At 70.5% G+C, this 3,082-nt stretch carries 5 protein-coding genes; 4 read left to right on the top strand and 1 reads right to left on the bottom strand.

Annotated features, from left to right (window positions below; all coding sequences use genetic code 11):
• The 4 genes from prmC to AC1DXV_RS33165 all read left to right on the top strand — a co-directional run.
• On the top strand, positions 1–822 hold an 822-nt coding region (gene prmC, locus AC1DXV_RS33150; RefSeq protein ID WP_477937776.1), incomplete at its 5' end, for a peptide chain release factor N(5)-glutamine methyltransferase.
• 155 nt (positions 823–977) lie between these two features.
• On the top strand, positions 978–1,553 hold the full coding sequence (locus AC1DXV_RS33155) for a hypothetical protein (protein WP_477866063.1): 576 nt from the start codon (positions 978–980) through the stop codon (positions 1,551–1,553).
• Positions 1,554–1,664: 111 nt separating this feature from the next.
• Positions 1,665–1,982, top strand: coding sequence for a Grx4 family monothiol glutaredoxin (grxD, locus tag AC1DXV_RS33160; RefSeq protein ID WP_047500156.1), 318 nt, complete (start codon positions 1,665–1,667; stop codon positions 1,980–1,982).
• A 5-nt stretch (positions 1,983–1,987) separates the two neighbouring features.
• Entirely contained in the window at positions 1,988–2,551 is a 564-nt protein-coding gene (locus AC1DXV_RS33165) for a UbiX family flavin prenyltransferase (RefSeq protein ID WP_477866061.1), read from the top strand.
• On the opposite strand, the gene AC1DXV_RS33170 is transcribed toward AC1DXV_RS33165, so the two are convergent.
• A partial coding sequence (locus AC1DXV_RS33170) for a lytic transglycosylase domain-containing protein (protein ID WP_477937778.1) occupies positions 2,548–3,082 on the bottom strand: 535 nt, incomplete at its 5' end. The genes AC1DXV_RS33165 and AC1DXV_RS33170 overlap by 4 nt on opposite strands.

Raw genomic sequence — 3,082 nt, forward strand, 5'->3', positions numbered from 1 at the left:
GCGCTGGCAGGCGCACGTGCCGCCGGGCTCGACCGGCTGGACGCGCAGCTGCTGCTCGCCGCCGTGCTCGGCCGCGACCGCAGCTGGCTGATGGCCCATGGCGACGACGCGCTGGCGCCGGACCGGGCCGCGCAATTCGACACGCTGGTCGCGCGCCGCAGCGCCGGCGAGCCGGTGGCCTACCTGCTGGGCCGCCAGGAGTTCCACGGCCTGACGCTGCAGGTCTCGCCGGCGGTGCTGGTGCCGCGACCAGACACCGAGACGCTGGTCGACTGGGCCCTGGAACTGCTCGGCACCGAACTCGCGGCCACCGGCCGGCCGCAGGTGCTCGACCTGGGGACCGGCTCCGGCGCCATCGCGCTCGCGATCAAGCACCGCTGCCCGCGCGCCGACCTCACCGCCGTCGACGCCAGCCCCGACGCGCTGGCGGTCGCCGAATCCAATGCACAGGCCCTGGGCCTGCCGATCGCGTTGCGGCCCGGCCACTGGTGGACACCGGTTGCGGGACGCCGCTTCGAGCTGGTCGTCAGCAACCCGCCCTACATCGCGGGCGACGACCATCACCTCGATGCACTCCGCCACGAACCCCTGCAGGCGCTGACGCCGGGCGGAGACGGCCTGGATTCGCTGCGCGAGATCGCCGCTGGTGCCAGTGCCCACTTGCACGATGGATGCTGGCTGTTGCTGGAGCACGGGCACGACCAGGCGGTTGCCGTGCAAGCCCTGCTGGCCGCGGCCGGGCTGCAGGACGTGAGCACCCGGCGCGACCTGGGCGGCAACGACCGCTGCACCGGCGGCCGTTGGCGGCAGGCCACGCGCTGAGCCCGCCACCGGCAGAACCGCACACACTCACGACTGTTTCCACTCAGTCGCGGGGACGCCACCCACAAGCGGGTGCCGCCGGCGTAGCATGGTCCCGAGGCCTTCAGCGGCCCGCAGGTTCGTCTCCCGTCACACCCGTCGCAAGGAGAGTCGCCATGTGGAACCCGAGGTGGAAGTGGATCGGCGTCGGCGCCCTGGCGCTCGGCGCGCAGGCGGCGATGGCCCTCGACGCCGGCGGCAGTGGAGGCGGCAACGGCCTCGGCTGGAGCAAGCTGCAGGGCCGCGTGAGCCTCGGCACCGCCAGTCCCGGCCTGCGCATCGACGCGCCGGGCTTCGACCCCACCAGCCTGAAGCTCAGCAGCCTGAGCCTGATGGCCGACTACTACCTGACCCCCGCCTTCAACCAGGGCGCCGCCGGTGGGTTGCGCGCCACCAGCGGCGTGCTGTTCGGTCCGCGCTCCTCGCCGTGGAGCGGTCCCGGCAGCGGTGGCCAGTTCAGCATCGACCGCCGCATCAATCCCGCGCCCGACGGCAGCACCGACAGCGCCACCTCGCCCTATGTCGGCATCGGCTACACCGGGCTGTCGGTCAAGGGCGGATGGGGCTTCTCTGCCGATGTCGGCGTGCTGGCCAGCCGCTTCGGGCGCAATCTCGGCCAGAGCCTGGACGACCAGGTGCGCGAGCTGCGGCTGCAGCCGGTCTTGCAGCTCGGCGTGTCGTACTCGTTCTGAAGGCGCATTTCGCCCGGGGACATGCCGGGTGTCGGCGCGAACGGCACGCGGTTTGCCGTATAACGTCGTCCCTTCCACCTTGAACTCTGCCGGGCCCGCCGGCGCCAGACCATGAGCGACGTACAGCAACGCATCGATGACCTCGTCAAGCAGAACCGCGTGGTCCTGTTCATGAAGGGGACGGCGCAATTCCCGATGTGCGGTTTTTCCGGCCGCGCGGTGCAGGTGCTGAAGGCCTGCGGCGTGACCGACCTGAAGACCGTCAACGTCCTCGAGGACGAAGGCGTGCGCCAGGGCATCAAGGACTACGCGAACTGGCCCACCATCCCGCAGCTGTACGTGAACGGCGAGTTCGTCGGCGGCTCGGACATCATGATGGAGATGTACCAGGCGGGCGAGCTGCAGCAGGTGCTGGGCGCCAAGGTCTGATCCAGGTGCCGCAGCGCATCGTCGTCGGCGTCACCGGCGCCAGCGGCGCGGTCTATGCCGTGCGGCTGCTGCAGCGGCTGAAGGCGCTCGGCTGCGAGACCCACCTGGTGGCCAGCCCGGCCGGAGTGCTGAACGTTCACCACGAACTCGGCCTCGACCGGCGCGAACTCGAATCGCTGGCGCACACCGCGTACAACCCGGCCGATGTCGGCGCCGCGATCGCCAGCGGTTCGTTCGCGAGTTCGGCGATGGTGATCGCGCCGTGCTCGATGAAGACGCTGGCCGCGGTGGCGCACGGCTTCTCCGACAGCCTGCTGGCGCGCGCCGCCGACGTGACGCTGAAGGAGCGCCGCCGCCTCGTGCTGATGGTGCGCGAGACGCCGTTCAACCTGGCGCACCTGCGCAACATGACCGCGGTGACCGAGATGGGCGGCGTGATCTTCCCGCCGCTGCCGGCGTTCTACCACCGGCCGACGACGATCGACGAGCTGGTGAACGAGACCGTCGAGCGGGTGCTGTCGATGCTGGGCGTGGAGGCCGCGATGCCCACGCCGTGGACCGGCCTCTAGCTCGCCTTGTAGTCCCAGTATTTCTTGGCGCCGAACACCAGGTTCGGATACTCCGGCTTGCCGCGGCTGCCGTTGTAGCGGCCGAGCGCCATGTACAGGTCGCCGCGCTCCACATCGAGGTAGTGCCGCATGATCACGCAGCCGAAGCGCAGGTTGGTCTGCATGTGGAACAGCCGGCTCACGTCGCCATTGCCGATCAGCCGCGCCCAGAACGGCATCACCTGCATGTAGCCGCGTGCACCGACGCTGCTGATCGCGTACTTGCGAAAGCCGCTCTCCACCTGCACCAGGCCCAGCATCAGCGCGGGTTCGAGGCCGGCGCGCGTGCTCTCGTACCACAGCGTGTCGAGGAACTCGATGCGCGTGACGTGCTCGGCCTTGCGCTTCTTCAGGCGGCTGCTCATCTCGCCGAGCCAGCGCAGGTAGGCCAGGCGGGCCTCGGTGGTGACGAAGACGGGCTTGGGCGGCGCGCTGTTGGCGATGGCCGCGGCCAGCGCACCGCGCACCGCATCGGCGAGCGGCTCCTCGACC

The sequence above is a fragment of the Rhizobacter sp. P3_C12 genome (assembly GCF_056402735.1).